Below are 22,849 nucleotides of genomic sequence, written 5' to 3'. Positions count from 1 at the left end.
CGGTCGCGGCGTTTACAGGCAGGGGGGCCGGCGTTATGGTGCGCCCGCCTTTGTGAAGGTTCGGTGTCGCCCCTTGGGGTGGCACCGCTCACCCCTGGTTTTCCACCAAAGACGGGCAGCACGACCATGAAGCTGATCGCCGGTAACAGCAATCAGCCGCTGGCTGAAGCCATTTCGACCTGCCTTGAGGTCCCGCTGACCAAGGCATCGATCCGCCGCTTCGCCGATAATGAGATTTTCGTTGAGATCAACGAGAATGTCCGCGGCGAGGATGTGTTCGTGATCCAGTCGACGTCGAAGCCGGCAAATGACCATCTGATGGAATTGCTGGTCATCATCGACGCGCTGCGCCGGGGTTCGGCCCGCCGCATCACCGCCGTGATCCCCTATTACGGCTATGCCCGTCAGGATCGCAAGACCGGCCCCCGCACGCCAATTTCGGCCAAGCTGGTGGCCAACCTGATCACCACGGCCGGCGCCAACCGCGTGCTGACCATGGACCTGCATGCCGGTCAGATTCAGGGCTTCTTCGACATCCCCGTCGATAATCTGGTGGCCGGTGGTGAATTCACCAAAGACATCCAGGAACATGTCGGCAATGGCAAGCTGATGGTCGTGTCGCCCGACGTGGGCGGCGTGGTCCGCGCCCGCGCCATCGCCAGCCGTCTGGAGGCCGACTTGGCCATCATCGACAAGCGGCGTGAACGCGCCGGCGTGTCGGAGGTGATGAATGTCATCGGTGACGTGTCGGGCCGCGACTGCATCCTGATCGACGATATCGTGGACAGCGCCGGCACGCTCTGCAACGCCGCCGAGGCATTGAAGGCCCGTGGCGCCACCTCTGTGCGCGCCTATGTCACCCACGGCGTCCTGTCCGGTGGTGCCGTTGCCCGCGTCAGCGCTTCGCCGCTGGATGAGCTGGTGATCACCGACAGCATCGTGGCGACCGACGCCGTGAAGCAGGCCACCAACATCCGTCAGCGCTCCATCGCCCGCCTGATGGCCGACGCCATCGACCGCATCAGCAACGAGCGTTCGGTGTCCAGCCTGTTCGTTTGATCCCTGACCCGATCAAAACAAAAACGGCGCCGGTATCCCCGGCGCCGTTTTTGTTTCTGGGATAAGGCGGCGGAAAACTTTGGGATTTCCGCCGCCATCGCCCTTTCTTAACCCGCCAGTGCCGCTTCCACCGCCGCAATGGCCTCCGCCGCCTTGTCGCCGTCGGGGCCGCCGGCCTGGGCCATGTCGGGACGGCCACCGCCACCCTTGCCGCCCATCGCCGCCGCCGCGACGCGGACCAGATCGACGGCGCTGGCCTTGGCCACCGCATCCTCGGTGACGCCAACCACGACCGACGCCTTGCCGTCGGCCACCGCGATGGCGACGACGACACCGGTGCCCACCTGCTTCTTCAACTCATCGGCAAAGGGCTTCAAATCCTTGGCCGGCAGGTCGGCAACGACGCGACCGATGAAGCCCAGTCCATTGATCTGCTTGACCTCTGCCGCCCCGCCGGAGCCACCGCCGCCCAGCGCCACCTGACGGCGCAGATCAGCCAGTTCCTTTTCCATCTTGCGGCGTTCGTCCAGCAGGCTGGTGACCTTGGCCACCACCTCACCCGCCGGCACCTTCAGCGCCTGGGCGGTATCCAGCAGACGGCCTTCCTGCTGCTCCAGATAGGCCAGCGCGCCGGCACCGGTCAGCGCCTCGATACGGCGGATGCCGGCGGCGACGGCCCCTTCGGACACGATCTTGAACAGGCCGATATCGCCGGTGCGGCGGACATGGGTGCCACCGCACAGTTCGACGGAGAATTCCTTGTTCCCGGCCTCGTCCACGCCGCCCATGGAGACAACGCGCACCTCCTCGCCATACTTTTCCCCGAACAGGGCCATGGCGCCGACGGCGATGGCGGCGTCGGGGGTCATCAGGCGGGTGGTAACCTCGCTATTGCCACGGATGCGGGCATTCACCGCCGCCTCGACATCGGCCACGTCATTGGCGACCAAGGGCGTCGGCTGGGAAATGTCGAAACGCAGACGGTCGGCGGAAACCAGCGAGCCCTTCTGCGTGACATGGTCACCCAGACGGCGGCGCAGCGCCTCATGCAGCAGGTGGGTGGCACTGTGGTTGGCGCGGATGGCGCCACGGCGGGTACCATCGACCTTCAGTTCGACCGCATCGCCAACGGCCAGGGTGCCCTTGGTGACGGTGCCGACATGGGCGAAGACCGCGCCCAGCTTCTTCTGCACATCGCGGACGGTGACTTCCGCACCCTTGGCGGAGATCATGAAGCCGGCATCGCCGACCTGACCGCCGCTTTCGCCATAGAACGGGGTCTGGTTGACGATGACCAGGATTTCGGCCCCCTCGGGGGCGCTGGTGACGCGGTTGCCTTCCTTATCCAGGATGGCGGTCACCGCGCCCTCGGCGGCCTCGGTGTCATAGCCCAGGAACTCGGTCGCCCCGACCTCATCCTTCAGTTCAAACCAGACGCGCTCCGTCGCGGCCTCGCCCGAGCCGGCCCAGGCGGCACGCGCCTTCTTGCGCTGTTCGTCCATGGCGGCGTTGAAGCCATCTACATCCACAGGACGGTTGCGGGTACGCAGCACGTCCTGGGTCAGGTCCAGCGGGAAGCCGTAGGTGTCATAGAGCGTGAAGGCGACATTGCCGGGCAGCGCCTGACCTTCGGCCAGCGGTGCCTCCGCCTCGTCCAACAGCTTCAGACCACGGTCCAGCGTCTGCTTGAAGCGGGTTTCTTCCAGGCGCAGCGTTTCGGTGATCAGGGCCTGGGCGCGGACCAGTTCGGCATAATGGCCACCCATCTCCCGCACCAGGGCCGGCACCAGACGGTGCATCACCGGGTCCTTAGCACCCAGCATGTGGGCATGACGCATGGCACGGCGCATGATGCGGCGCAGAACATACCCACGCCCCTCGTTCGAAGGCATGACGCCATCGGCGATGAGGAAGGAGCAGGAGCGCAGATGGTCGGCGATGACGCGGTGGGAGGTGGCCTGCGGCCCCTTCAACGACGCGCCCGTCGCCTCCGCCGAGGCCTCCAGCAGGCCCTGGAACAGGTCGATATCGTAATTGTCGTGAACGCCCTGCATGACGGCGGCCAGACGCTCCATGCCCATGCCGGTATCGATGGAGGGCTTGGGCAGGGGCACGCGCTCATACCCGCCATCCTTGGATGGCAGCTGCTCATACTGCATGAACACGAGATTCCAGATCTCGATGAAGCGGTCGCCATCCTGATCCGGGCTGCCCGGCGGGCCGCCGGCGATCTTGTCGCCATGATCGTAAAAGATTTCCGAGCAGGGGCCGCAGGGGCCGGTATCGCCCATCATCCAGAAATTGTCGGACGTCGGGATGCGGATGATGCGGTCATCCGGCAGGCCGGCGATCTTCTTCCACAGGTCAAACGCCTCGTCATCATTGTGGAAGACAGTGGTCGTCAGCTTATGCGGGGAGATACCAAATTCCTTGGTGATCAGGTTCCAGGCCATCTCGATCGCGTCGGCCTTGAAATAGTCACCGAAGGAGAAGTTCCCCAGCATTTCAAAGAAGGTGTGATGGCGCGCCGTGAAGCCGACATTGTCCAGGTCGTTATGCTTGCCACCCGCGCGCACGCATTTCTGCGAGGTCGTAGCGCGGTTATAGGGGCGCGGTTCCTGGCCCGTGAAGACGTTCTTGAACTGCACCATGCCGGCATTCGTGAACATCAGCGTCGGGTCATTGCGCGGGACCAGCGGCGAGCTGTCGACAATGGCGTGGCCGTTCTTCCCGAAATAATCAAGGAAGGTGGAACGGATTTCGTTGACGGTCTTCTTTGACATGGGAACGGCCTGACAGCGGTGTGGGTCGCGACAATATGGGGTGTGGGTTTTACCGTGGCCAGTGCCGCCCTGTCCATGCCCGCCTGCCCATGGGGGTCATGTTTGGGGGTATAAATCGTCCATGTGAAACATTGTGGAACGGAAAATAGGGGGGCGTTTCACGCAGCGCAGGTTCTAAAAGGGATTAGGGTGTGTCGAGATTCAGGGCGTGGTTTTCTTAACCCATTGTAATTCTTAGATTGCCCCCGGCGAAGGCCGGGGAGGCCGATTTTCTCAAGCCCCAGTGAATCTCAACAGCCCCGAAAAGCAAAAGGGAGGCGGTTTCCCGCCTCCCCTACTGAACGTGCATTGCCATGCGATGCAGGATCACTCCGGGGTGGCCGCGTCCCCGTCGGTTTCCGGGGTGCCCATCATGGCGCCCGCCACGATGCCGGCATTGGCGCGGATCTTCTGTTCGATGCTGTCGGCCACGGGCTGGTTGTTGCGCAGGAAGGTCTTGGCGTTTTCACGGCCCTGACCAATGCGCTGCCCGTCATAGGAGAACCAGGAACCCGACTTGTCCACCACGCCGGCCTGAATGCCCAGGTCGAGCAGTTCGCCGACCTTGGACACGCCCTCGCCATACATGATGTCGAATTCGACGACGCGGAAGGGCGGCGCCATCTTGTTCTTCACCACCTTCACGCGGGTCTGGTTGCCGGTCACCGTCTCCCGGTCCTTGATGGCGCCGATGCGGCGGATATCCAGACGGACGGAAGCGTAGAATTTCAGCGCGTTGCCGCCCGTCGTGGTTTCCGGGTTACCGAACATCACGCCGATCTTCAGACGAATCTGGTTGATGAAGATCACCAGACAGCGCGACTTGGAGATGGAGCTGGTCAGCTTGCGCAGCGCCTGGCTCATGAGGCGGGCGTGCAGGCCGACATGGCTGTCGCCCATTTCGCCTTCCAGTTCGGCGCGCGGCACCAAGGCTGCCACCGAGTCCACCACCAGCACGTCGATGGCGCCGGAGCGCACCAGCGTGTCGACGATTTCCAGCGCCTGTTCACCGGCGTCGGGCTGCGAGATCAGCAACTCATCCACATCCACGCCCAGCTTGCGGGCATAGGAGGGGTCGAGCGCGTGTTCGGCATCGACGAAGGCGCAGACACCGCCATTCTTCTGCGCCTGGGCGATGGCGTGCAGGGCGAGCGTCGTCTTGCCCGAGCTTTCCGGCCCGTAGATTTCGATGATACGGCCCCGGGGAAGGCCGCCGATGCCCAGCGCGATGTCGAGGCCGAGGGAGCCGGTGGAAACCACCTCCGTCTCCGTCAATGCCTCTTTGGCGCCGAGCTTCATGATGGAGCCCTTGCCGAACGCGCGTTCGATCTGGCCAAGAGCCGCATCCAGAGCTTTTTGTTTGTCCATGGGTGTTTCAACCAGACGGAGTGGAGCTGCCGACATTATTGTCCCCTTCCTTCTCGCACGGATGTGCATGCCCGTTCAACTGCACCTGTTGTACATTCTTTGTTCTCATTCGCCAAGCACGAATGTTCTCACTATGTTCGCTTTTTACCATCCCGTTTCCGGAGAGAGGACGGGGCAGTCGACAAATATGAACAAAGTTCAGATGCGAAACGGCAGGGAATCCCGTATGATGGTCTCCTTCATGGCCGTCCACCGGTGCGCATCATGATCATCAAGAACGGGAATCGCGGGCTATTCTGTCTGGTCCTGCTGGCACTGTTCTGCCCCCCGGCAGGGGCCCAGAATGCCAATCCGCCGGCGCAGGCCAAGAAACCCGACAGCCCGCCCCCTGGCAGCCCGCCGATGGAACAGGAAGTGATCGTCACGGGCCGGCGCAACGGGGAACCGGATTTTCAGGAACAGCAGGAATTCCATTATGAGGAATACCGCCGCCTGAAAGCCATCTATGATCCCGATCCCCTTCCCGTCATCCGCAGCGACCGTCTGGTCCGCATGCCGGAGGCGACCAGCAGCACGGTACAGGGCAAGCCGACCCTGACGGAGAAACAATGGTGAGCGTGACAGACCTGGTCCAGGCGGCGGAAAAGGCGGCGGACCGGGGAGACGGGGCGGCGGCCCTGACGCTGTGGCAACAGGTTCTGGATACCGATCCCGACCATGTGGTCGCCCTGCTGACCCTGGGGGATGCCGCGCGCCGCGCCGGGCGGGTGGAGCGGGCCGAGGCCCTGCTGCTGCGCGCGGTGGCGGTGGCGCCCCGGCTGGTGCCCGCGCGTTGCGCGCTGGCCAATCTGCTGCTGCATACGGGGCGGGAGGCCGATGCCGGAACGCATCTGGCCGTGGCGCAGGAACAGGGTGCCCATCACGCCTATGTCTGGCGCGATACCGGCCTGTGGCGGCGGGTGACGGGCGATGCGGCAGGCGCCCTGGCGGCGTTCGAGCGCTGCCTGTCGATCACACCGGACGACCCATCGGCGAAACTGGGCCGCGCCCTGGCCTTGCTGCGGCTGGGCCGCTGGGACGAGGGGTTCCGCGAATATCATCACCGCTGGTCCGTATCCGCCCGCCCACCCCGGCACCGGCAGATCGCGCCCTGGCAGGGTCAGGATATAAAGGGCCGGCGGCTGCTGGTCTGGGATGAACAGGGGGCCGGCGATACCATCATGTGCGCGCGGCTGGTGCGCCCGCTGATCGATGCCGGGGCGGAACTGGTGCTGGAGGTGCCGGCGGCGCTGACGCCCCTGTTCGCCGATGGGCGCCACGGCACTGTCGTGGCGCGCGGTCAGGACCTGCCGCCGGTCGACATGCAGGTGCCCTTGCTGGACCTGCCCGGCATCCTGGGCCTGACCCCGGCCACAATCCCCTGGGACGGACCCTATATCAGTGTCGATGCGGCCCTGTCGGCCCGCTGGGCGGACGCAATGCCCCGCCGGCAGGGCCGCATGCGCATCGGCTTCAGCTGGGCCGGCAATCCTGCCCATCCCGGTGATTTCTGGCGCTCGCCCGGCCTGTCCAACCTGCTACCGCTGCTGTCGCGCGCCAACGCCGATTGGCACGCGCTGCAGGTGGCCAGCGGGCGGGAGGAAATGGCGGACACCCCCCTGCCCGGCCACGTCACCGATCTGGGCGCGGGGATCACGGGCTGGGCCGACACGGCGGCGATCCTGCCGCATCTGGACCTGCTGATCACGCCCGACAGCGCCCTGGCCCATCTGGCCGGCGCCATGGGCCGGCCCACCTGGACCCTGATCGCCACCGATACGGACTGGCGCTGGCTGGACCAGGGGACGAAGACAGGATGGTACCCCTCCATGCGGCTGTTCCGGCAGCAGCGCTGCGGCGACTGGGCTGGATTGCTGTCGCGCATTGAGCTGGCGCTGCCGGCTTGATCCTGGCGGCATGGCGCGGCACCATCATGGGTATTGACGCCCCCGCCGCCGGAGACGCGCTTGGACCTGGACAGCCTGACCACCGCCTTCGACATGCTGACCGACGGCGTGGCCCTGTTCGATGCGCAGGAAAGGCTGGTGGTCGCCAATCCCGCCTTCAAGGCGCTGTTCCCCGTGACGGCGGCACGCATGGTGGCGGGAACAGCGTTCGAGGATCTGCTGCGCCATGGCATCGCGGCGGGCGACAATCTGCACGCCCAGGACCGCGACCTGGAAGAATATGTCGCCGAGCGCATGTGGGCTTTCCGCAATCCCGCCGGCCAGCCGGGTGAATTCCTGCTGTCGGACGGGCGTTGGATTCGGGTCCATGACCGGCGTCTGCCCCAGGGCGGCACCCTGTGCGTGCGCACCGACATCACGGAGTTAAAGCGCGGGGAGCAGCAGCTACGCGACAGCGAACAGCGCTATCGCCAGTTGGTGGATCTGTCGCCCGACGGGATCGCGGTGCATGACGCGGCGGGGCGCGGGCGCTTCATCAACCGCGCGGGCCGCCTGATTCTGGGTATCGGGGCCGACGCGGATGCCGCCGGTTTTCACATATTGGATGTCGTAACGGAGGAGACGCGGCCACTGGCCGAAATGCTGCTGCGCCGGGTGGTGGGGGGTGAGCCGCTGCACCAGATGCGCATGGACCTGCGCTGCATCGACGGGCGGGACATCACCGCCGAACTGTCGGCGGTGCCGTTCCAGGGCGGGGGCGAACGGCTGGTCATGTGCCTGTTCCGTGATGTCACGCATGAGGCCGCGTCCAGCCTGCGCCTGCGGGAAAGCGAGGCGCGGGCCCGGTCGATCCTGGATACGGCCCTGGATTGCATCGTCTCCATTGACGAGGACGGCCATATCCTGGAATTCAACCCCGCCGCCGAGCGTACCTTCGGCTGGCAGCGGGCCGAGGCATTGGGCCGGCGGATGAGCGAGATGATCGTGCCGCCCATCCATCGCGAGGGGCATGATCATGGCCTGACGCGGCTGAAAACCGGCGGCGGCGGCACCATGCTGGGCCGGCGTGTGGAGACCGAGGCCCTGCGCCGGGACGGCACCATCATCCCCATCGAACTGGCCATTACAGCGGTGCCTTTGGGGCCGGGCAAGCGCTACACCGCCTATCTGCGCGACATTACCGACCGGCGGCAGGCCGAGCGCGAGATTTGGGAGAAGACGCGCATCCTGGACAGCATGATGGACAATGTCGGGATCGGCATCGAGGTCTATGACGCTGACGGCCATCTGCTGGTGGCCAACCGCATGGTGTCGGAGCTGCTGGACATTCCGCCCGGCTTCATGGCGCCCGGGCTGAAGGACCGCGATCTTGTCCTGCTGCTGGCCCAGCAAGGGGAATATCCGGGCGAGACGGTGGAGGAAAGCCTTGCCGATTATGACCGTATCCGCCGCGACGGCATCCATTTCGGTGAACGCCAGCGGCCCAACGGCACCTGGCTGCAGGTACGCCACTTCCCCATGCCGGGCGGCGGCTTTGTCGTTCTGTTCGCCGATGTGACGGAGCAGAAGAAGCTGGAAAGCCAGCTTCTCCAGGCCCAGAAGATGGAGGCGCTGGGGCAGCTGGCGGGCGGTATCGCGCATGATTTCAACAATATCCTGTCGGTCATCGGCGGCTATGCCAGCATGGCCAAGCAGGGCGTGCCCAAGGAAGCGGCGCAGGCGGGATATCTTGCCAAGATCGGCCAGGGGGTGGACCGGGCCGCCGCCCTGACCCGTGAATTGCTGACCTTTTCCCGCCAGAAGGTGGCGCGGACGGAGGTGATCGACCTGGGTTCCGTGCTGCGCGGGCAGGAATTCCTGCTGAAACCGCTGCTGGGCGCCACCATCGATCTGTCGCTGGCGGTGCCGGATGATCCGGTCTGGGTCGCCATCGACCCCGACATGGCAGCCCAGGCCCTGCTGAACCTCGCTATCAATGCCCGCGACGCCATGCCCGGCGGCGGCCCGCTGTCGGTCAAGCTGGGCAGTGCCGGCGAGGGGGCGACCCCGCCCGCCGGCCTGGCCCCCGGCCATTATGCCATCCTGTCGGTCACCGACCGGGGGACCGGCATGCCGCCGGACCTGCTGGACCGCATCTTCGACCCGTTCTTCACGACCAAGCCGCCGGGCCAGGGGACGGGGCTGGGCCTTGCCATGGTCTATGGCACCGTAAAGCAGGCCGGTGGCGCCATCCTGGTGGACAGCCAGCCGGGGCGCGGCACCTGCTTTTCCCTGTGGCTGCCCCTGTCCCCCGCCCCGGCCATGGCCGCCACTCCGGCGGTTCCCGCGCGCACCGGCAGCACGGGTGCCAAGCCCGCCACCATCCTGGTGGCGGAGGATGAGCCGGAACTGCTGACCCTGGTGTCGGGCTTCCTGGAACAGGACGGGCATGCGGTACGCCGCGCCGCCGACGGGGTGGAGGCGCTGGAACGGTTTGAGGAGGGGGGTGTGGACCTGCTGCTGACCGATCTGGTCATGCCCGCGCTGGGCGGTGTGCGGCTGGCGCATCTGGTCACGGAACTGGACCCGTCGGTCGTGGTTCTGTTCATGACGGGCTATCCGGGCCGGGGCCATGTCGAGGTGGAGGATTTACCAGCCGGCATTCCCGTGCTTTACAAACCCATCGAGCCTGAGACCCTGTGCCGGGCCGTGGCGGATGCCCTGGCCAACCGGAGACAATCCTGATGCGCATGTACATGCCGGAGGACCCGATCAAGTCGCTGCGCATCCTTGTCGTGGAGGATCAGCAGCAGACCCGCGTCTGGATCGCCGATGTTCTGAAACAGATGGGCGTGCGCGAGGTGCTGATGGCCAATGACGGGGCAGAGGCGCTGGATGTGCTGCACCGCGACCTGAACGGCGTCGACATCATCATCTGCGACTGGGCCATGCCGCGCATGAACGGCATGGATCTGCTGGCCGCCGTGCGCAACTTGCGCCCCAACCTGCCCTTCATCATGGAGACGGGCCACGGCACCAAGGACCATGTGCTGGCCGCCCGCGCCCAGGGCGTGGATGCCTTCATCGTCAAACCCTACAGCGCCGCCCAGCTGGAGGTGCGCATCCGTACCCTGATGAAGAATGGTCGGCCCAAATGACGCGCAAGGACGAGACGCAACTGGGCCTGATCTGCGCCATCCCGGAGGAAACGGCGGCCCTGGCCGGGCATTTCAGCGGGGTGGAGCAGGAGGAGATCGCGGGCTTCACCTTCACCAGGGGCCGGCTGGACGGGCGGGCGGTGGTGCTGGTGGAGGCCGGGATCGGTAAGGTGAACGCGGCCATCGTGGGAACCCTGCTGCTGCACCGGTTCAGGGTGAATGGCCTGCTGTTCTCCGGCGTGGCCGGCGGGCTGGATCCCGCGCTGGCGGTGGGCGATGTGGTGATCGCCGACCGGTTGATCCAGCATGATTACGGCGCCTTGTCGGACGGATGGTTGAGGCCGTACCAGCCCGGCGTGCCGCCCCTGCCCGGCTTTGACGATGCCCATGGCTATCCGCTGGCCGATGGCATGGCAGTGCGGATCGCGCAGGCCCTGGACGGCATCACCCTAACGCCCATGCCGGGGGCGGTGCGCGCGCCGACATGGCGTTTCGGCACCGTCCTGACGGGGGATCATTTCCTGAATTGCGCGGCAACCCGCCAGGACCTGCATGCACGGTTCCAGGCCCAGGCCGTGGAGATGGAGGGCGCCGCCCTGGCGCAGGTGGCGGCGCGGTTCGCGGTTCCGCTGGTGGTGGTGCGCGCCCTGTCGGACTTGGCCGGCAGTGACAGCCACCTGGATTTCCCGACCTTCGCCCGCAATGCCGCCCACAACGCCGCCGGCATTGTGCGGCGTCTGGCAGGTGTCCTGTAAAAATCAGCAGGGATTGCCGACAGGGTTCGCCGTATCCGCCCGTTCAAGGGATGGGTCCGGCAAAACCCGTCAAGGAGCAATCCCATGAGTATCAGCAGCATCAGTAGCAGCAGCACCTACGCCGCCGCGAGCGTCAGCCGCCAGCAGCGGGCGCAGGAGCGGTTCGAGGCCGCCGACACCGACAAATCCGGCGGATTGTCGCTGGAAGAATTCCAGTCAGCCGGGCCGAAGGATGCCGACAAGGCGGGCCGCAGCGGCGGCAACCGCCCCAGCGCGGAGGAGATGTTCTCCCGCATGGATAGCGACGGCGACGGTTCCCTGACCCAGACGGAGATGGAAACCGCGTTCCAGAGCATGCGGGCGGACACCAAGGGTGCCCTGCTGGCAGCGCAAGAGGAAGCCGGTGGCACGACCGGCAGCCGTCCGCCCGGCCCGCCGCCGGGTGGTCCGGGTGGTCCGGGTGGCCCCGGCGGTGCGGGTGGCCCGCCGCCGGGTCCGCCGCCGGGCGGGAATGGTGAGGAAGCGTCCGCGACGGGCAGCACGGGCACCGGCAGCGATATCGCCAGCCTTCTGTCGTCGTCTGACAGTTCCACCAGCAGCGATGATGACGCGATCAGCACCCTGATCAGCCAGCTGCAGAGCGCCATCAGCAGCTATTCGCAGAAGAACAGTTCCAGCAGTTCAACGACGAAGCAGGCCGCCTGAACGGCCCGCTGAGATCGGTGACGGTTTGGTCCGGCTGGGAATTCGCATGCCTTCAGCCGGCCCATACAGGGGGATGATATCCCCTTGAACCTTTGGGGGAGTGCTGTACGCCTTCTGCGGCCTTCCGGCCTCCCCCATATTTTTCAAGTGGTTATAGGACGATCCTCTCCTTGCATCCCCTTGGCTTTGCCGTCAGACTGACTATCTGATCTGGCGACGACACGAGGAAGAGGCAAAGGATATGGCCAGCGCACCCGCCATCAATATCGGCATTTCCGATGATAACCGCGCCAAGATCGCGGACGGTCTTTCCCGGCTTCTGGCCGACAGCTACACGCTGTATCTGAAGACCCACAATTTCCATTGGAACGTCACCGGCCCGATGTTCAACACGCTGCATACCATGTTCATGGCGCAGTATACCGAACTGCACACGGCTGTTGACGACATCGCCGAACGTATCCGCGCCCTGGGCTTCCATGCCCCCGGCAGCTACAGCCAGTTTGCCAAGCTGACCAGTGTGGCCGAAGAAACCGGCGTGCCCAAGGCCCAGGACATGATCCGCCAGTTGGTGGAGGGGCATGAGACCGTCGCCCGCACCGCCCGGTCCATCTTCCCCATCGTGGACGATGCCGGGGATGAACCGTCGGCCGACCTTCTGACCCAGCGTATGCAGATCCATGAGAAGACCGCCTGGATGCTGCGCTCCCTGCTGGAATAGTCGGAGACCGAACGACAAATGGGTATGTTCAAGACGGCGCCGCATCTCGCGGCGCTGGCCTTTTCAGGCCTTTTAACGGTGGCCCTCTCCCCGGCTGCCTATTCCCAGGATGCCCTGCCTGCCGGTGTGGAGGCGATGCTGCGGCAGGCGGCAGGCCGGGACGCGGCCGCACTGGACCTTGCCGAATCCCTGGCGCGGGATGCCTTTCCCGATCAGGCGGAACCCATCGCCGCCCTGGCCGGCTCCCTGCGCCGGGACAAGAAGGAGGCGGACCGTGCCGTGAAGCGGCAAGCGGCCTCCAACATCCTGGCCGGCTGGTCGGGCGAGGCGGAGGCGGGTGCCGCCCTATCCACGGGCAACAGCGATGACCGCACCCTGTCCCTGCGCGTCGACCTGTTGAAGGAGACGGTGAAGTGGCGGCACGAGGTCACGGCGGGTGCCGACCTGCAACGCGCCGACGGACAGAATTCCAAGGAGCGGTTCGAAGCGGCCTATGAAGCCAATTACTTCATCAGCCCCCGTTTCTATGCCGCCGGTGAATTCGGCTGGGAACGCGACACCTTCGCCGGCTACCGCCACCGCCTGACTGAAACGGTCGGTGCCGGTTATGTGGTGCTGGACGGTGATGGAACGCGCCTGTCGGTGGAAGGGGGCCCTGGTGCCCGCCACACCTTCATCGTGGACACGCCGGGCGAGGCGGGCGAACAGCATGAGTTTGTCTTCCGCGCCGCCGCCGACTTCACCCAGGAACTGTCCAGCAACGCCAAGTTCGCACAAGGCGTGAAGACGCTGATCGGTGCGAAGAACACCACGGTTGAGGCGACAAGCAGCCTGACGGCGCGCATCAACGCCCTGTTCTCCGCCCGCGTTGCCTTCACGCTTCGCCATGAAACCGATGCGCCCGACGACCGCAAGGCAACGGACACGTTGAGCCGGGCGACGCTGGTCTATAGTTTCTGAGGGGGTAGTTTGAGTTGGATGGAAACGGGATGTCTCGCCCCTTCCACCGTCATCCCCGCGAAAGCGGGGACCCAGCGTTAAGGCGCGGTTGGCGCCGATATGAGTCATGTCGCGGCTATCGCCGCTCTCGCTGGGTCCCCGCTCATCAAGGGGATGACGGGTGGGGGGCATAACCCGAACCAGACAAACTCCAACCGAACCACAGCCAGGCAGCGCCCATGCTGACATCCCTCCTGCTCCTCCTGCTGATCTGGATCGCCTATGCCGTCTGGTTCCGGCAGGGGCAGGAAAAATTGCTGCTGCGGCCCGACCCGCGCCCCCTGGTCCTGGCCGATGCCGGCCTCGCGGATTTCCGAACGGTCTGGGTACAGAATGCGGATGGCCTGTCGCTGGAGGGCTGGCACCGCCCGGCGGACGGGTTCACGAAGCCGACGGTCCTGATCCTGAATGGCCGCCGCCGCCATCCGGGCGCGCACGCCCCCCTGGCACGGCTGCTGGCCGATGCCGGCTTCGGCGTGCTGCTGGCGGGCCTGCGCGGACAGGCCGGCAATCCGGGGCAGGGAGGAGAGGCCGGATGGATGAGCGATGCCCGCACCTGGGCCGACCATCTGGTAGGTCAGGGCATTTCCGGTGGCCGCCTGATCCTCTATGGGGAGGAGACGGGCGCCTTCCTGGCCGCCACCCTGGCCGCAGAACGGGCGGTTGCCCGGCTGGTGTTGGAGGCCCCCTTCCCCAGCCTTGCCGACCTGTTGTCCCGCCGCTTTCCCCTGCTGCCGCTGCGCGCGCTACTCCGCCACCGGTTTGAGATTGCTCCAGCCCTGCCGCAGGTGCAGGCACCGGTCCTGCTGCTGCATGCCGGCGCCGATATCGGCGTGCCCATGGAATTGGGTCAGCGGCTGGACCGGCTGATCAATGCCGCCCCCCGGACATTCCGCCCGTCCGGTACCAAGCCGGAAGACCTGCTGAAAGAAGGGGGGGATGAGGTGCTGCTATCCTTCCTGGAAGGTGCCAGCAGACCCAAGCCCACCCTGGATCATGAGGCACCGTCGGGCGGCCGGGCCCTGATCGTCCGACCGTAAAGCGGCGTCAGCCCTTCATGCGGATCACCCGGTCAGCAGGACGGTAGCCGCGCCGGTGCACAAAGATCACCTGATCGGGTGACATGATCCCCCGCCATTCACCGAAGATATGGATATCCTCACGCGGGGCCGCATAGCGCTGTGCCAGAACCGAATAGATGCTCTGGTCATGGCGGTGATTGGCACGGTCGCCGAATACCGCACTCTTGATACAGGAATAGGTGAAGGCGTCGTTGATATAGCGCTGGTACCGCCCCCCGCGCTTGTACCCCTGCAGGCCCGCGCAGATTTGCAGGCCGTTCCTTTCCTCCTCCGTGGCGTCCATGATGTGAAAGCACATATCGTGCGTCCAATCCTTGTTCACATGCCGGTCGCCAACCAGGAAAATGTCGTTCTCTTCAATCCTGTCATAGACGATTTTCAGGTCCTTCAGCGCCATCGCCCCGGAATCCAGATAGAAAACCCGGTCGCCATAAGACCCCGCTTCCTTGATGGCGAAGGGCTTCCAGGCATATTGCTTGGGGAAAAGGTAGCCTGGATAAATGCGCGCGACCCAGTCCGGGAACTGCACCACATCCACCTTGTGGCAGGCGTTCAGATACCGCGCCTCGTCCTCTTCCAGACCCAGATCGTACACAAGGATGCGATCCACCGTCGCATCGCTCGTCTGCTGGATGCTGGCAATCAGGGTCAGGCAGGAATCAAAGAAAGCAGACGAACAGGACGTCGCCAATATGTTGGTCATGCCAGCGCCCCATTGATCATACCCACACACCCGCACCGGGCAACCAGGGCCATTCCCACCCGGTAATCGGGCCATGCCGTGATACGCATTCTGTGCTTTCTTGCCCTGGCCGATTGGCGTAGCGTGGATAGTATAAGTTTCACGTTGGAAAGTTTCCAGAAATTGTATCGCCATCCAATCGGGGCCTGCGCGTGTCTATAAAATTCGATCTTGGCGAATATCTAAACGACGTCTTTGTTGAAACAGGCGTTGGTTCCGGCAGCAATATCTTGAAGGCTATTCGTGCCGGCTATCCCGAAATCCACGGCATCGAGATTTCGGAAACGTTGTATCATCAAGGCCATGGGAAAATCGCGGCGGAGATACAGCGTCACCCGCGCAATCCCAACATCACCCTCTATTGCGGTCATTCTGTTGCTGGTCTTGAGCAGTTATGCGCAACGATGCAGCACAAGCGCGTGACCTTCCTCCTCGACAGCTACCCCGACGGTGAACATGTGTCGGATGCCGTCCGTCCCATTATCACCGAAATCGGCGTTATCCGGCGCTGGTTTCAGGACAATTTGATCCGGCCGATCATCATGGTGGGCGGATTGCGGCAGAGTGCGGCGCTGATGACCGATATCCTGAATGCAGTGCTGGATATTGATGCGGATTACCAGTTCCGGGTTCTGGATGATCATATCAGCCGGAACGTCCTGGTCGCCCTGCCCCCAACCTGGGTCCAGGCACAATGAGCAGCCATCCCGCCACCAGAAGATCGATTTAGCCAGGGTCGGGGTGAATGATGCTCGCCGAGACGTTTGGTTGTGAATGGATGCATATCAGCCTGCCATTCGCCTGCGAAATCCATTGGTGCCAGCCGCGGCGAATGGAGGAGAACGGCAATTACAAGGTGCTGATGATCTATACGGAGCCGGTGGAAAGCCTGATCTCCGTAGATGACCTGAAATCCATCTATCATTTCTTCGATCTGATCATCGCCGCCGACCCGCGCTATGGCATCTTCCCGAACTGCATCATCCGACCGTTCGGCTCTCTGTGGGCCACGAAGATGCCGCCCGCCAAGGACTTCTCCGTCAGCTTCCTGTTCAGCCTTGGCGCCTTGCGCGAGACGCGGCCCGGTTATCAGGAACGGATCAAGGTCGTGCAGGAGATGCAGCGGGCCACCGTTCCCCTGCGCGTCTTCAAGGGGCGCATGTTCGCCACACAGACGCAGATGGAACTGCCGCTGCTACCCGATGACAGCAAGAACAGCCTGTTCAATTCGATGTTCCATATCGCCATCGAGAACTCATTCGATACCAACTATTTCACGGAAAAGCTCGTCGATTGTCTGATGACCTATACGGTTCCGATCTATATGGGCTGCCCCAATATTGCCGATTATTTTGATACCGATGGGATGATCCTGGTACCACCGGGCGGGTCCATCATCGATATTGTCAACCGCCTAACCATTAACGACTATTGGAACCGGGCCGCCATTATCGGCGAGAATGCGAAGCGATCCCGCAAATATGCCGATTTTCAGGTTGCGCTTCGTAAAGCCATCATGGATGCATCGGGATATTAGTCGCGCCCGCTGACCCGGTGACTGCCAGGAAAGGTCTTGCAAGGATGTCTAAGCGCTATTGCGTGGTCACGCCCTATTACAAGGAAGACCGGGAAATCATCGAGCGCTGCCTGGTGAGCGTGCGGAATCAGACGGTGCCGGCCGACCATATCGTTGTGGCTGATGGCCATTCGCAGGACTGGCTGGACGGTGAACCGGTGCGACACATCAAGCTGGACCGCTCCCATGCCGATTACGGCAATACGGCCCGTGGCATCGGCGCCCTGATGGCCGTGGCGGAAAAATATGATGCCATTACCTTCCTGGATGCCGACAACTGGTACGATCTGGATCATATCGAGGTCTGTCTGGCTGCCGCCGCCGCCGCAGCCGGCGGCGAAAACAAGCCGGATATCGTCCTTGCCCAACGCCGTTATGTCCGCCCGGATGGCAGCTGGATGAACCTGACCCCGCCCGACAAGCCGATCGGCGAGACGACGGACACAAACTGTTACTTCTTCCTGCCCCCGTCATATTACACGATTGGCCGCTGGTGCATCATGCCCCAGGAAATGTCGCAGCATGGTGATCAGCTTTTCTATTATTACTGCAAGTCGGAGAAGATGAACTTCGCCCTTACCGAGGCACGCACGGTCAATTACACCTGCATGTTTGCGTCCTGCTACCGTGACCTGAATGAGGAGCCTCCGCCCGGTGCGAAGGGGCCGGTAGACTGGTACAAAACCCAGGATTGGTTGAAATCCCTGTCAGCGGATGAGCTGCTGATCATGCGGCGGCGCACGGGCCTTTATCTGCGGGACGGCTGACAGCCGCCCCGGCCACCTCTATCCCCGCGCACTCCGCATACCCGGACGCTTGACGACCGTCGCATCAGCCAGCAACCGCGCATAGTCGGGGCTTTCCACCGGCACCAGGGCCACGCGGCCCGCCGCGTTATGATGCAGGCCATAGCCTTGCTTCTTGACCAGCGGTGAGGCGCGCAGGCAGGCCTGGGGCTTGGCGAAGAAGCTTTCCGCCGTCACCGGCCCCTTGCGGTCGCACTCCACGGCCAGCAGCAGTTCGTCGGAGGTCATTGCGTAGGGGGCGGCGCGCAGCAGGGCGTATTGGCGGTCGGCCACGGTGCCCGGCTTGGCCGGCGGGGTGCCGACCGCGACCGGGCAGTCGGCGGAAACCGTGATCAGGGTGTTGGTGTAGTTGGTGCTGTGCATACGCCCAACTCCCGGTCACTTCCCATCCGGCACCAGAAAAATCTGGCCCGGATAGATCAGGTCGGGGTCGCGGATCTGGCCCTGGTTGGCCTCGAAAATCACCGTGTAGCGGATGCCCTCGCCATACGACCGGCGCGCGATGGCCCAGAGATTGTTGCCCGGCACCACCACCACGGCACGTCCGGCCAGGGCCTGTTCGGGGATGGGCAACTTGCTGAAATTCACCTCGGCCCGGCTGATCACCTTGCTGTCGGGACCGACCTGATCGATGCGCAGGCTATATTGACCATCGTCGAACACGCGGTCCGGCGTGATGGACCAGCGTCCGTCATCGCCCACCTTGGCGCGACCAACCAGGGAGTTCTGGAGGTACAGCATCACTTCGGTACCGGGCTTTGCCTGCCCGCCGACGCTGACCTTGCCGCCGCGGTCATAATCGACGGTGTCGATGGTGACCTCCCCCGCCGGACGGGGGGCGCCGCCCTGCGACAGGCTGCGCGGGGCCTGCAGAACCCGGCTGCCATCCTTGCCGGACAGCACCGCCAGGGCATCGCCGTCGCCCCTGCGGCCCGCCAGATCGCGGTCGCGTTCCGGCACGGCCAGCACCACCGTCGCCTCCCCCTTGGTCACGGTGCCGTCGCCGGCCATCTGTTCCAGGCGTAGTTCGCGGGCACCAGGCAGCAGCGCATCGGGCGGCAGGAACACCCATTCGCCGCGCGCATCGGCGGTGACGGTGCCTAGCAGCTTGTCCCCGTCCAGGATATTCACCTTGGTCCCCGGCACGGCACGACCCGCGATCACGGCGGTTCCCGTCGGCTCCACCCGCACCACGTCAAAGGCCGGCAGGCTGGCCTTCTTCGCTGCCGGGGCCTGCGCCGATGGCTTTGATGATCCGCCTGTGCCCGGTGCCTGAAGCTGCCACGCGGCGATGCCAACAATGGCGACGGCCAGAACGGCGATGGGGATCAGAAGCTTGCGGTTCACAGGCGGAAAACCTTTCTTGTGCCCCGGAACGGGAAAGGGCGCGGCAGCGGCGGGTCAGGCGTAGCGGACCAGCGCCCAGATGGCAGATGCCGATATTGCCGCGACAAGGATGGCGCGGACAAGGGAAACGATCCGGGGGGCCGGAATGTTCCCCGGCAGTGCTGCCCGCCCCGTCAGCATGGGCCGCACCAGATCCAGCCGCTTGAACAGGGCATAGGCCAGGATGGCCGCGACATGCAGCCCGATCAGGATCAGCAGCAGATCGAAATTCTTCAAATGGATGGTGCGGGCCAGGGCCGCGAAGGAGCCGCTGACATGCTCCACCAGCGGCCCGTCGGTCAGCACCCCGTCACTGGTGAACAGGCCCGATCCCGCCTGCAGCGCGACCAGCAGCAGCAGGCCCAGAACGGCCAGCGCACCCAGCGCATTATGGCCGGCATGCGGGGCCAGCCGACCCGGCCGGCGCAGTTCATCAATATGATGGCGGATGGCGGCAGGCCCGCGCACGAAACTGGCAAACCGCGCCGTCTCGCTGCCCACCAGCCCCCAGATGAGGCGGAACAGCACCAGGGCCAGCACGGCATAGCCGAAGCGCATGTGCCAATCATAGGCTTCACGCTCGCCCGTGATCCAGGCGCCGGCAATACACAGAACCAACAGCCAGTGGAACAGCCGCGTCGGCAGGTCCCAGACCAATATTTTACGCATAAGCCGATCTCCCACGGCAGGGGCGGGAACCGGCCCCTGTTCGATCCTGAACAGGGGCCGGGCCGGACATTATCAGTCGGCGCGATAAGACTCGTGGCAGGTCTTGCAGGTGCCCACCGTCTTGCCGAACTGCGCACCGATGGCGGCCTTGTCGCCACCGGCAGAGACCTTCACCAGGGCAGCGGCCTCTGTCTGGAAAGCGGCGGCCTTGGCCTTGAAATCGTCCATCTTGGTCCAGATTTCGGGCTTCGCCTCGCTCTTGCCCACGCCCACGGCGGTGCCCGCCGGCCACCAGTTCGGGAAGGCCTTGGAAGCGGCCTCGATGGTGGCGGCGGCGGCCTGCACGTCGGCCACGGTGCCGGTGCCGTCCTTCAGGAACCCGCCGATGGCCTTCACGGCCCCGCCAGCCTTCTTCAACTCGGCCTTACGGGCGTCGATCACAGCCGTCGGGTCCTGGGCCTGGGCGGTGACCACGAAGCCGGTCAGGCTGGCCGCAGCGATAATACCGGCGGCAAGCGCGCCGAAACGATACTTGATCACTCGAAATCCTCCATCAGATCGCCAGGGGCGCCAGAGACGGCCCGGGCCGGGGGTGACATGGGGCGCCGTCCGATGAAGGACGTCACCTTTGGAGATGGGGTGCGCTTGTGTCCCGTCAACAGATGGTGTAGGGCCGAAGGGATCGACAGCGCACGCCTTTCGCACGAGGCGGAGAGTGCCCGTTGTCGAGGTCCGTTTGCAAGCAGCACCACAGGGGTGCCGCCCGGTCAGGTCAGGAAAGTGTTCACCCATGTCGTCCATCAAATCGGTCTGTGTTTATTGCGGTTCTTCCGACTTCGTCGCCGACAGCTATAAGGATGCGGCGCGCCGCACCGGGTCGCTGCTGGCCGCCAACGGTTACGACATCGTCTATGGCGGCGGGCGCGTCGGCCTGATGGGCATCGTCGCCGATGCCGGCCTGAAGGGTGGCGCCAAGGTCGTGGGCATCATCCCCGACCATATCAAGCGGTACGAGGTGGACCATACCGGCCTGACCGAACTGATCGTTGTGGAGAGCATGCATATCCGCAAGCAGATGATGGTGGAGCGATCCGACGCCTTCATCATTCTGCCCGGCGGCATCGGCACCCTGGACGAAATGTTCGAGATTATCACCTGGCGGCAATTGCGCCTGCATGGCAAGCCGGTGGTCATCATCAATACCGACGGCTTCTGGAACCCGCTGGTCGCCCTGATGGAGCACATGACCGAGACGGGCTTCATGCGCAAGCCGAACCTGCCCGGTGCCGAAGACCGGCTGTACCACGTGGTGGACAGTGTGGAAGAAGCCGTCGATCTGCTTGCCCGCCTGAAGGAGGCGGCGCATAAGGTTCAAACAGATCGCATGTGAGGGTGCGGGCTTTGCCTTTGTCGCAGGCCAGCCCCGCATTCCGAACGAAAATTACCCGAGCAGGCCCGGTTGCGACCCTGTCGTGAATGGGCTTTATTGACACCGCCGGGCCGGACGCTGGATCGCCGCCGGTACCCTTTACCCCTGGGAGAGCGCCCCCATGTCGAAGATCAAAGTCGTCAATCCGATCGTGGAAATTGATGGCGACGAAATGACCCGCGTGATCTGGCAGTTCATCAAGGACCGCCTGATCCTTCCGTACCTGGACGTGGACCTGAAATATTACGATCTGGGTGTCGAGCATCGCGACGCCACGGACGACAAGGTCACCATCGAGTCCGCCGAGGCCATCAAGCATTACGGCGTGGGCGTGAAGTGCGCCACCATCACCCCGGACGAAGACCGGGTGAAGGAATTCAATCTGAAGCAGATGTGGAAGTCGCCCAACGGCACGATCCGCAACATCCTGGGCGGCACGGTGTTCCGCGAGCCCATCATCTGCAAGAACGTGCCGCGCCTGGTGCCGGGCTGGACCCAGCCGATCGTCATCGGTCGTCACGCCTTCGGTGACCAGTACAAGGCCACGGACTTCATCATCCCCGGTGCAGGCCGCCTGTCCATCACCTTCACCAGCGCCGACGGCACCAGCAACATCCGCCACACCGTGTTCGATTTCGACGGGCCGGGTGTTGCCATGGGCATGTACAACGTGGACGAATCGATCCGCGGCTTCGCCCGGGCCTGCATGAATTACGGCCTGCTGCGCAACTACCCGGTCTATCTGTCTACCAAGAACACGATCCTGAAGGCCTATGACGGTCGCTTCAAGGATCTGTTCGAGGAAGTGTTCCAGGCCGAGTTCGTGGACAAGTTCAAGGCCGCCGGCATCACCTATGAACACCGCCTGATCGACGACATGGTGGCCTCGGCCCTCAAGTGGTCGGGCAACTTCCTGTGGGCCGCCAAGAACTATGATGGCGACGTGCAGTCCGATCTGGTGGCGCAGGGCTTCGGCTCGCTGGGCCTGATGACGTCCGTCCTGATGACCCCCGATGGCAAGACGGTCGAAGCGGAAGCCGCCCACGGCACCGTGACCCGTCACTATCGTGACCATCAGAAGGGCAAGCCCACCTCCACCAACCCGATCGCCAGCATCTTCGCCTGGACCCAGGGCCTCACCTATCGCGGTCGGTTCGACGAGACGCCAGACGTGGTGGATTTCGCCAAGACCCTGGAACGCGTCTGCGTGGAGACCGTGGAAAGCGGCTACATGACCAAGGACCTGGCCACCCTGATCGGCCCGGAGCAGAAGTGGCTGACCACCCAGGACTTCCTGGCCAAGCTGGACGACAACCTGAAGGCCGCCCGCGCCAAGTAAGCCGGGCCTGACGGCTACATACAAGTTTATGGCGACGACCCCCGGTTGCGGAAACGCGACCGGGGTTTTTCTATTTTTATGAGCAGTGCCTCTATATCGATATTGCGAAAGCCGTGACATCGATATAATTTTACGATCAAAACTCAGCTCGCGCTAAGCTGACTGAAGTTTGCACTGGGGAGCTGTGCGGGGCGCCCATTCTCGATAGTAAGATTACATCTTCATTTCCGCCACCTTTCTGACTTTTACAACGGATAACTGGGAATTATGACGAAATCAAAGCTATTAGATATACTCCGACTGGGCCG

Annotated in this window: 22 protein-coding genes; 15 read left to right on the top strand and 7 right to left on the bottom strand. The window is 64.1% G+C overall.

Features of this window, described 5'->3' with window-relative positions:
- Positions 1–126: 126 nt before the first annotated feature.
- Positions 127–1,059: a ribose-phosphate pyrophosphokinase gene (locus tag ACODSP_RS01360; RefSeq protein WP_102111473.1), complete on the top strand. Its 933-nt coding sequence runs from the start codon at positions 127–129 to the stop codon at positions 1,057–1,059.
- A gap of 107 nt (positions 1,060–1,166) precedes the next feature.
- On the opposite strand, the gene alaS is transcribed toward ACODSP_RS01360, so the two are convergent.
- On the bottom strand, positions 1,167–3,842 hold the full coding sequence (alaS, locus tag ACODSP_RS01355) for an alanine--tRNA ligase (protein WP_488963837.1): 2,676 nt from the start codon (positions 3,840–3,842) through the stop codon (positions 1,167–1,169).
- A gap of 366 nt (positions 3,843–4,208) precedes the next feature.
- Complete coding sequence (gene recA / locus ACODSP_RS01350; protein WP_488963836.1) at positions 4,209–5,285, bottom strand: recombinase RecA; 1,077 nt, start codon at positions 5,283–5,285, stop codon at positions 4,209–4,211.
- Positions 5,286–5,513: 228 nt separating this feature from the next.
- Between recA and ACODSP_RS01345 the strand changes: the two genes are divergently transcribed.
- From ACODSP_RS01345 to ACODSP_RS01305, 9 genes are all read left to right on the top strand, one after another.
- Entirely contained in the window at positions 5,514–5,864 is a 351-nt protein-coding gene (locus ACODSP_RS01345) for a hypothetical protein (RefSeq protein ID WP_488963835.1), read from the top strand.
- Positions 5,858–7,195: a tetratricopeptide repeat protein gene (locus ACODSP_RS01340; protein ID WP_488963834.1), complete on the top strand. Its 1,338-nt coding sequence runs from the start codon at positions 5,858–5,860 to the stop codon at positions 7,193–7,195. Before ACODSP_RS01345 ends, ACODSP_RS01340 begins: the two co-directional genes overlap by 7 nt.
- 60 nt (positions 7,196–7,255) lie before the next feature.
- On the top strand, positions 7,256–9,919 hold the full coding sequence (locus ACODSP_RS01335) for a PAS domain S-box protein (RefSeq protein ID WP_488963833.1): 2,664 nt from the start codon (positions 7,256–7,258) through the stop codon (positions 9,917–9,919).
- A complete protein-coding gene (locus tag ACODSP_RS01330; protein WP_488963832.1) occupies positions 9,919–10,332 on the top strand; it encodes a response regulator in 414 nt (137 codons plus the stop codon). Before ACODSP_RS01335 ends, ACODSP_RS01330 begins: the two co-directional genes overlap by 1 nt.
- Positions 10,329–11,087, top strand: coding sequence for a 5'-methylthioadenosine/adenosylhomocysteine nucleosidase (locus tag ACODSP_RS01325; protein WP_488963831.1), 759 nt, complete (start codon positions 10,329–10,331; stop codon positions 11,085–11,087). The genes ACODSP_RS01330 and ACODSP_RS01325 overlap by 4 nt, the downstream gene beginning before the upstream one ends.
- A gap of 84 nt (positions 11,088–11,171) precedes the next feature.
- Positions 11,172–11,792 carry an EF-hand domain-containing protein gene (locus ACODSP_RS01320; protein WP_488963830.1) on the top strand — a complete coding sequence of 207 codons (621 nt, stop codon included), beginning with the start codon at positions 11,172–11,174 and terminating at the stop codon, positions 11,790–11,792.
- A 241-nt stretch (positions 11,793–12,033) separates the two neighbouring features.
- Positions 12,034–12,513 carry a Dps family protein gene (locus ACODSP_RS01315; protein ID WP_102111482.1) on the top strand — a complete coding sequence of 160 codons (480 nt, stop codon included), beginning with the start codon at positions 12,034–12,036 and terminating at the stop codon, positions 12,511–12,513.
- 18 nt (positions 12,514–12,531) lie between these two features.
- Positions 12,532–13,473 carry a DUF481 domain-containing protein gene (locus ACODSP_RS01310; protein ID WP_488963829.1) on the top strand — a complete coding sequence of 314 codons (942 nt, stop codon included), beginning with the start codon at positions 12,532–12,534 and terminating at the stop codon, positions 13,471–13,473.
- Positions 13,474–13,691: 218 nt separating this feature from the next.
- Positions 13,692–14,552 carry an alpha/beta hydrolase gene (locus ACODSP_RS01305; protein WP_488963828.1) on the top strand — a complete coding sequence of 287 codons (861 nt, stop codon included), beginning with the start codon at positions 13,692–13,694 and terminating at the stop codon, positions 14,550–14,552.
- 7 nt (positions 14,553–14,559) lie between these two features.
- Here the strand turns inward: ACODSP_RS01305 and ACODSP_RS01300 are convergent, their stop codons facing one another.
- A complete protein-coding gene (locus ACODSP_RS01300) occupies positions 14,560–15,297 on the bottom strand; it encodes a hypothetical protein (protein WP_488963827.1) in 738 nt (245 codons plus the stop codon).
- Between the two features lie 191 nt (positions 15,298–15,488).
- Here ACODSP_RS01300 and ACODSP_RS01295 point away from each other — a divergent pair, with 191 nt between their 5' ends.
- The 3 genes from ACODSP_RS01295 (at position 15,489) to ACODSP_RS01285 (ending at position 17,679) form a co-directional block, all read left to right on the top strand.
- Complete coding sequence (locus ACODSP_RS01295) at positions 15,489–16,034, top strand: hypothetical protein (RefSeq protein ID WP_488963826.1); 546 nt, start codon at positions 15,489–15,491, stop codon at positions 16,032–16,034.
- Between the two features lie 80 nt (positions 16,035–16,114).
- Complete coding sequence (locus tag ACODSP_RS01290) at positions 16,115–16,873, top strand: glycosyltransferase family 10 domain-containing protein (protein ID WP_488963825.1); 759 nt, start codon at positions 16,115–16,117, stop codon at positions 16,871–16,873.
- Between the two features lie 44 nt (positions 16,874–16,917).
- The gene (locus tag ACODSP_RS01285) at positions 16,918–17,679 is read left to right on the top strand and encodes a glycosyltransferase family 2 protein (RefSeq protein ID WP_488963824.1); all 762 of its coding nucleotides are present in this window, start codon (positions 16,918–16,920) and stop codon (positions 17,677–17,679) included.
- A gap of 18 nt (positions 17,680–17,697) precedes the next feature.
- Here ACODSP_RS01285 and ACODSP_RS01280 read toward each other — a convergent pair whose 3' ends face one another.
- The 4 genes from ACODSP_RS01280 to ACODSP_RS01265 all read right to left on the bottom strand — a co-directional run bounded on the left by ACODSP_RS01280 (position 17,698) and on the right by ACODSP_RS01265 (position 20,313).
- Positions 17,698–18,081 carry a DUF6157 family protein gene (locus tag ACODSP_RS01280; RefSeq protein ID WP_488963823.1) on the bottom strand — a complete coding sequence of 128 codons (384 nt, stop codon included), beginning with the start codon at positions 18,079–18,081 and terminating at the stop codon, positions 17,698–17,700.
- Positions 18,082–18,096: 15 nt separating this feature from the next.
- Positions 18,097–19,065: a LysM peptidoglycan-binding domain-containing protein gene (locus ACODSP_RS01275; protein ID WP_488963822.1), complete on the bottom strand. Its 969-nt coding sequence runs from the start codon at positions 19,063–19,065 to the stop codon at positions 18,097–18,099.
- A gap of 54 nt (positions 19,066–19,119) precedes the next feature.
- A complete protein-coding gene (locus ACODSP_RS01270; RefSeq protein ID WP_488963821.1) occupies positions 19,120–19,773 on the bottom strand; it encodes a cytochrome b/b6 domain-containing protein in 654 nt (217 codons plus the stop codon).
- 72 nt (positions 19,774–19,845) lie between these two features.
- Entirely contained in the window at positions 19,846–20,313 is a 468-nt protein-coding gene (locus ACODSP_RS01265) for a c-type cytochrome (protein WP_488963820.1), read from the bottom strand.
- Positions 20,314–20,563: 250 nt separating this feature from the next.
- On the opposite strand from ACODSP_RS01265, the gene ACODSP_RS01260 reads away from it, so the two are divergent.
- Complete coding sequence (locus ACODSP_RS01260) at positions 20,564–21,163, top strand: LOG family protein (RefSeq protein ID WP_488963819.1); 600 nt, start codon at positions 20,564–20,566, stop codon at positions 21,161–21,163.
- Positions 21,164–21,323: 160 nt separating this feature from the next.
- On the top strand, positions 21,324–22,541 hold the full coding sequence (locus tag ACODSP_RS01255) for an NADP-dependent isocitrate dehydrogenase (RefSeq protein ID WP_488963818.1): 1,218 nt from the start codon (positions 21,324–21,326) through the stop codon (positions 22,539–22,541).
- Positions 22,542–22,849: the final 308 nt, after the last annotated feature.

Source organism: Niveispirillum sp. FG156 (assembly GCF_057809555.1).
This window is presented reverse-complemented; position numbering and strand designations above follow the sequence as displayed.